Source organism: Cyanobacteriota bacterium, from assembly GCA_025054735.1.
Lineage (GTDB): Bacteria > Cyanobacteriota > Cyanobacteriia > SKYG9 > SKYG9 > SKYG9.
Genome location: JANWZG010000194.1, coordinates 1 through 6946 on the forward strand (window position 1 = coordinate 1; position 6946 = coordinate 6946).

9 protein-coding genes are annotated in these 6946 nt (G+C 51.1%); 5 read left to right on the forward strand and 4 right to left on the reverse strand.

What is annotated here, in order from left to right; translation table 11 throughout:
* On the forward strand, positions 1–864 hold an 864-nt coding region (locus tag NZ772_10615), incomplete at its 5' end, for a DUF4114 domain-containing protein (protein ID MCS6814004.1).
* A 130-nt stretch (positions 865–994) separates the two neighbouring features.
* Here NZ772_10615 and NZ772_10620 read toward each other — a convergent pair.
* Both NZ772_10620 and NZ772_10625 read right to left on the reverse strand, forming a co-directional pair.
* Positions 995–2077, reverse strand: coding sequence for a BMP family protein (locus tag NZ772_10620; GenBank protein MCS6814005.1), 1083 nt, complete (start codon positions 2075–2077; stop codon positions 995–997).
* Positions 2078–2169: 92 nt separating this feature from the next.
* Complete coding sequence (locus NZ772_10625) at positions 2170–2538, reverse strand: PadR family transcriptional regulator (protein ID MCS6814006.1); 369 nt, start codon at positions 2536–2538, stop codon at positions 2170–2172.
* Between the two features lie 586 nt (positions 2539–3124).
* Between NZ772_10625 and NZ772_10630 the strand changes: the two genes are divergently transcribed.
* On the forward strand, positions 3125–3670 hold the full coding sequence (locus NZ772_10630; protein MCS6814007.1) for a thioredoxin family protein: 546 nt from the start codon (positions 3125–3127) through the stop codon (positions 3668–3670).
* Between the two features lie 21 nt (positions 3671–3691).
* Positions 3692–4561 (forward strand): inositol monophosphatase family protein, encoded by an 870-nt coding sequence (locus NZ772_10635; protein MCS6814008.1) that lies wholly within the window; start codon positions 3692–3694, stop codon positions 4559–4561.
* Here NZ772_10635 and NZ772_10640 read toward each other — a convergent pair.
* Positions 4558–5025, reverse strand: a complete 468-nt coding sequence (locus NZ772_10640) for a peroxiredoxin (protein MCS6814009.1) — start codon at positions 5023–5025, stop codon at positions 4558–4560. The genes NZ772_10635 and NZ772_10640 overlap by 4 nt on opposite strands.
* Positions 5026–5197: 172 nt before the next feature.
* Between NZ772_10640 and NZ772_10645 the strand changes: the two genes are divergently transcribed.
* Positions 5198–5842, forward strand: a complete 645-nt coding sequence (locus tag NZ772_10645; GenBank protein ID MCS6814010.1) for a ParA family protein — start codon at positions 5198–5200, stop codon at positions 5840–5842.
* Positions 5842–6519, forward strand: a complete 678-nt coding sequence (locus NZ772_10650) for a hypothetical protein (protein ID MCS6814011.1) — start codon at positions 5842–5844, stop codon at positions 6517–6519. The genes NZ772_10645 and NZ772_10650 overlap by 1 nt, the downstream gene beginning before the upstream one ends.
* Here the strand turns inward: NZ772_10650 and NZ772_10655 are convergent.
* On the reverse strand, positions 6516–6946 hold a 431-nt coding region (locus tag NZ772_10655), incomplete at its 5' end, for a glycine--tRNA ligase subunit alpha (GenBank protein MCS6814012.1). The genes NZ772_10650 and NZ772_10655 overlap by 4 nt on opposite strands.

Here is a 6946-nt window from a genome sequence, read left to right on the forward strand (position 1 = left end):
ACCATCAACGGCATTGCCCCTAGCGATCCTCGTTACTTGGCAACTGCCCTTGGCCGGGGTCGAGTGCTACTGTCTGCTATCAGCAACAATCCCCAAAACTTTAACCCTGGCACACTGCGTCGGTTGTTAGGGGATGTGGATCGGGGGTCACGCCTGGTGTTCTACCAAGTGGAAAATGGCACAACGGATGCAGCTCTAGCCGCGATCGCTGCTCGACGCACTCCCCCCCGGGTTACCTTCTCCACTGCCTCTGGAGTCACGGTTGACCAACTCACTGGCACTAACCGCTTTCAGGTTGCCTTTAGCGGAGTGACCGTGACCGCAGAAACCACTACTACCACGGCTGCTTTGGGCACTAACCTGCAAACCGGCCAAGAGGGAGAGGTGATTGACCTGCGGGGTATTACTGGACAGGTGCGGGCAGAGTTCACCGTTAACCGAGAAGCCGCCTTCAACAACTTCGTTGGCTTCTACCGGGTGGATGATGCACGGGGTACGATCGGCCACCTTGCTCCTAGCACTAGCCAAGATTACATTCGGGCAGCCCTCGATCGGCTCGTTCCTGGGATTAACCTAAGTGTGGATAACCAAGGACGCGCACAGTTCACTGGGCAGTTTGCGGGTGGTTCTATCTTTGCTCCCTTCTTAATCACCAATGGCGGCACGATCGACCAAGCCCGCAATGGTACGCTCAATACTGCTGGCAACCAGGGTATTTACTTCCCCTACCTTGCTGCCAACTTCGCTGGGGCTGACCACTTCCGCATGTTGGGTGAAAACGTCTGGGGTATTGAAGACCTGCGCGGTGGTGGTGATGCTGACTACAACGACATGATCATCACAGCGCGGCTGACGGTCATCTAGTCCTAGGCTGCTGAAGGTTAAGATCCCTCTTCCTACTGGGAGAGGGATTTTGCTTGAAGGCTGCGTGAATAGGTCAGTCCTTGCTGCCGGAAGGTAGGGACTGAAGTCTTTGCGGTAAGCTGCTATGTCACTAGACCGATCCCTTGACGCAGCGGGTATCTTTGCCCGCCTCCTGACAGGGTTCAAAGGAGAGTTTCTTGCTAACGATCGCCTCCTTGATAGTCATGGCTTTTTTCTGAAGCTCATCGGGCACTGCTGCACCAAACTTGCCCAGATAGAGAATTTCCGCTTGATCAAGACCGAGGGTATAAATTTCCCCCTTTAGGGTTCCCTTGGCAGCTAGCTCAGCAATGTAGGCGATCGCCAAGTCAATGCGTTTAACGGCAGACGTAAGCACTGCCTTAGGAGCAATATCCAGTTGATCTACAGTATTGCCAAACGCCAGAATCCCCTTTTCTTGAGCTGTCTCTAATACGGCTGGAGACGCTGCATCTAACCACTGATAAATCACATCATTACCAGAGGCAATAAAGGCCAGCGCTGCCTCCTTAGCCTTTGCTGCATCATTCCAGTCGCCAGTGTAACTAGCAGTTACCTTGATGTCGGGTTTGACAGATTTTGCCCCCAGTTCAAAGCCTCGCAGTTCTTCATCAGTAGCTTGGAAGGACTGTGCCGTGAGATAGGCCATCTTGCCCGATTTGCTGAGGGTTGCCCCAATGACACCACAAATGTAGCTAGCTTGCAAGTGATCAATCCGCAAGGATGCCATATTGGCTCCCTGAACAGCGCCATTCACCCCTACGAAGAAGGTCTTCGGAAACTGAGTAGCTACCTGCTGAATAGCAGCATCAAACTGGCCGCCATGGGCAAAGACTAGGTTGTAGCCACGACGGGCAAAATCTGATAAGGCTTCAGCTTGATCAGCTTGTCCAACTTTTTCGACGTAGGCTGTTTCGCTATTTGTCTTAGTTTTTGCGGCTGTCAGCCCTTCAAAGCCCGCTTGGTTCCACGCTTTGTCTGTAATCACACCAGGTAGCACCATGGCCACCCTGAGACTGCTAGCGCTAGTGGCAGCAGGACTAGCTGTTGGGCTACTAGCCGGAGAGCCAGAACCACTGGGTTCAGAGCTGGCACAGGCTTTTAACAGCAGACTGCTACCTAGAGCAGCAGAGCCGATCGTCAAAAACTTGCGCCTACTGTAGTTCACACGCATGAAATATCCCTCGCAGTATCACGATTGTTATGCCTTACCAGGCCATTACAGCGGGTTTTATGGCCAAAAATTGTACTGCTGACTACAACCCTTTATCTCTCAGAGTTACCAGCAGAGGTGCCATAACGCTGAAGATATTGCTGCCATAGACCTGCTAGTTCTTCTGCTTGACTGCGGGCTTCATCTTGAATCTGATACATGCGGCGAGGTCTACCCCGACCTTTAACTCGTTGCCAATAGGCCGCGATCGTTCCCTGCTCTTCCAAAAATTGCAATGCTCCGTACAGAACTGTTTCCGACAAACCATAGGCAGGATATTCAGTCGTTAGGTGCTTAACCAACTTGGATCCATAGGAGTCACCCTGCAACAGCACAGACAAAATGTAGCAAACAGCCTGCTCCCTACTGAGGTAGATAGGTGGAGGAGCCTGAAAGTAGTGATAGATATCATCAAATGTCATGGTCCGACGAGCAGTCATGGCATCCATAGGCACTAAGCTTAGGGTTCGACTTCGGCAAGAAAACAGGCTATAGATCAATCTGGTAAACTCTGTTCCTGATAGGACTCATCTTTTAGACAGTTGGTCGGAAAAACGAGAGAATTAAAGTGCGAGTGCTGGTTCTTACAACAAACCCTTGGTTAATTTGTTCATCATTCACGTCAATCGGACGTATCATACTAGTGCACTAGTAACTGATAGGTTCCTTGCATTAAACGCAGAGGCAACATCACAACTTATCTAGTGCATTACTAGCTGCCATCCCATGCAAGCTGCTACAACGATTTGCAGTATCAATGTAGTACCGACCTAGTGGAAGCTAGGTTAATCTCAAACCCATAACAGTGCTTAACGGGGCCATCTAAGAGGTGCTTCCTGTTAAGCAGCTATATAGTTACTGGTATTAGTAACCACTTTCATTCTAGACATTTAATTTCTAGATTGCCGGAGATTAATACAAGTCAACCCCGCTTGTCTATCTTATGTACAACGTACACGTCATTCACTACGATGGAATGTCAGGTAACTACGCTCCACTTCTAGCCCTATGGAAACAACTGCCAGCTTGCTAGGTCACTATGCCCCTGATTTTGAATTGCCTGGAACCGATGGTGAGGTTCATCATCTAGCTCGCTATCTAGAGCGACTACAGGCCATCTGCGTAATATTTTTGGCGAATCAGTGTCCGACAGTGCACCTGTATGTCGATCGCCTAAAGCAACTACAGACAGAGTTTGCTCCTCAAGGGTTTACCTTAATTGGCATCAACACCAATGATGTCAGCCAGTCTGTTAGTGACGATTTGGAAGGGATGAAACAGTTTGTGGCGAAAACTAATCTCAATTTTCCCTATTTACGGGATGTCACCCAGGACGTAGGCCATAGTTTTGGGGTCACCGTTACCCCCCAAGCATTTCTGCTGAACCATCGCGGTGTATTGTGCTACGGTGGCGGCATTGATGATAACCCAGAGGATGCAACAGCGGTGACAACAGCGCATCTCAAAACTGCTATTCAGCAGGTGCTAGCTGGAGAGCCAGTGACCACAGCCTGGACACCTGCGATCGGTTCGCCAGTGCTATGGCGATCGTAGGGTTAGCTGGAGGTTAGTGTTGTGACCTTAACTCCAACTCCGTGGGGAATTCTTGAAACCCTGTTTCCCTACCTGCGGGTAGCTGCGGCCTACGCCAACCATATTCAATCTCGTATTGTCGCTCGTCCTGCCAAGGATGGTTATGACAACTTTTTTGGCGCAGCCCTCAGTGATGCTGACTTATCTATTCAGACCATGGTAGAGGTGGCTCTGTTGGGGACGTTTCCTGACATTCGCTTCTATGGTGAGGAACACGAGCAGTCTTACAACACGAAATATTTTCGAGCAATTGACTTGGGTGAAAAGGATGACTATCTAGTGACATTGGATCCGATCGATGGTACCCAGTCCTACCTAGATGGACATAGTAATTACCAAATTATTCTAACCGTGTTGAACCGGGATGAGTTTGAAGCGGCAATTGCGATTACCCCAGCCCAGGGTACCTATTACTATGCCTTGCGAGGTAAGGGATGTTGGCAGGGGACTCTGGACGATGGCCTGGAGTCGGCACAGCCGCTCAGGGTAGGGACGATCGGCAATACAGTATTGCTGGGTTGGGGCATGGAAGCCCTAGCACTGACTCTACAAGAGCATTACCACGTAATCGACATAGCCACATCCTATTCCACGATGGTGCAAATTCCCAATGTCAATGGCATGTTGAGCGGTGAGTTGGCTGGGGCAGTCATCCGAGCAGGCAAGTTTATTGATGGCGCTGCTATAGCATTCTTGGCCGAAGAAGCAGGGGCGATCGTCACCACCCTGACTGGAGAGCCGCCACCACCGCTATACACCTGTCAAAACTATGAGCGTCCAGGTTTGGTCATTGCTGCTTCACCCACTGTGCATGAGCATCTGCTAGCAGCCGCCCGCCAAGTTATTCCCTAAAGCTGTCTCAGAATTTTGAGGGCTTCATCTACGTGGGCTTGGAAGTTCAGTTGAGAGTCAAAGATGTGACGAACAATTCCCTCTTTGTCGATAACGTAGGTAACACGCCCTGGCAAAATCCATAGCGTTGCAGGCACACCATACTGCTTACGCACCTTGTCGCCGCTATCGCTCACCAGGATAAAGGGCAGATTGTATTTACTAGCAAACTTTTGGTGAGACTCTGGCGAGTCGCCGCTAATGCCAATTACCTCGGCACCTACTTGCTTGAACACTTCATAGCTGTCACGAAACGCACAGGACTCTGCGGTGCAGCCTGGGGTGTCATCCTTGGGGTAAAAGTAGAGCACAACAGCCTGCTTGCCTCGAAAGTCTGACAGAGAAACGGGTGCCCCGGTTTGTGAGGTCAGGGTAAAGTCTGGAGCGCGATCGCCTACTTTCACAGCACTAGTATTCGTTTGCATGGTGATTGAACATGAATGACAATTGGCGCTAGCCATTGAGCCAGCGATAGGTATTTCGATCGCCATTCTATCCTGAAGCATTACGAACTGTGAAGCAGAGTGTTCCGTGATCCAAACTCTGTGACAGGCTATATCAGTCTAAGGTATGGGATAGCCAAGGCCAAACGATAGCGTGAGTGCACAGTCCCCAAAAATTCTGGTCGTATTAAATGGTAAAGGCGGTGTGGGCAAGACTACCACAGCGGTTAACATAGCTGCTATTTTGGCGGAGCAGGCACCAACCTTGCTAGTAGACGCTGATCCCCAAGCATCGGCTACATGGTGGGTAGGGCGCAGTCCAGATGGTATGGGGTTTGACATTACCCGTGAAGCTGATCCGACCTTGCTGAGTCAGTTGCGGCAGGTATCTGGGTATGCCACGATCGTTGTTGATACACCACCCGCCCTAGGGTCAGATGCCTTAGCTGCGGTAGTTCCTGCGGCTGACTATTTACTCTTACCCACGCCGCCTGCACCCATGGACTTGACTGCCTTGATTGAAACCGTCAAACGGGCAGTGATTCCAGCAGGGGTTGCCCATCGAGTTCTACTAACCAAGGTAGATCCCCGTAGTTTGGCCGAGGCCCTAGAAGCACAAAATACTCTGATGTCATTGGGAATTCGAGCTTGTCAGGCGTTTATTCGAGCGTATAAGGCCCACGAGCGAGCATCCCTAGAAGGGTTGCCTATCATCCAGTGGCGAGGCAGCAATGGGCGAGAAGCTGAGGCGGACTATCGCCGGGTTGTCGATGAAATTCAGCAAGATTGGAGGCAGTAATGGCACGCAAACGATTAGGTGATTTGTTGCGAGAAGAGGCTCAGAAACCTTTAAGGGATTCCTCTGCTAGAGCTACGGACAACGGGCACGCTCTGTCTACCAGTGCTGAGGCAACCATTGACCCAGCGATGCCAAGCCCCCCCACTGCTGATGAGCCGAAGTCAACCAATCGTCGCCGGGGAGCGAACAAATCAACGTCAACATCTAAGGCAACGTTGTCTACCACAGTGACAACAGAGGCAACGATCGCCGAATTACAAGCCGCCCTGAAAGCAGCCCAAGACCGCGAAAATGGCTATCAACAGACGATCGCTACCCTAGAGGCCACCATTCAACGCCTGCAAGCCGACATGGCCCAACTAGACACCATCAAAGCAGCCTTGTCAGAAAGTCAAGCTGCCCAACAACAGGCTGATGAGGCGCTGGCAGCCACCAAGGCAGAATTATCGCAAACCCAGACAGCCTTAGCCCAAGCAGAAGCAGCCCTAAAAGAACTGGCAACCCTGAAGCAGGTCGTGCGCCAAGTTACTCAGCAAAACGCCGACCTAGAGCAGCGTCTCCAGCAACTCACCGCTGAGCAACCAGCCTCATCCACCCTTACTACTAGAACCTATCGGTTGCCCACTGATCAGCCTAGCCCTCGACTTTCCAATGCTGAGTTGGGCTGGGTAGATTAGGTCACTGCAACGGGTGAATGCTTCTGAAGAGGAAATCCTAACGCTTCTCGTTGCTTCAGATAGAGGATTGCCGTTTGCCGGGCAAGGTTGCGGATGCGACCAATGTAGCGAGTCCTTTCTGTAACGGCAATCACACCTCTGGCATCCAGGAGGTTAAAGGTGTGGGAGCACTTCAATACGTAGTCCAATGCTGGAGTCACTAAGCCCCGATCCACCAGTTGCTTGGCCTCCTGCTCATACAGCCCAAACAGGGTAAACAACATCTCTGGGTTAGAAGCCTCGAAGTTGTAGGTCGATTGCTCAATTTCGCCCTGGAGGTGCACATCGCCATAGGTAATCTGATCATTCCAGCGAATTGCCGTAAAAGCATTCACCTCTTGCAGGTACATGGTCAGGCGCTCCAGCCCGTAGGTGATTTCGATCGACA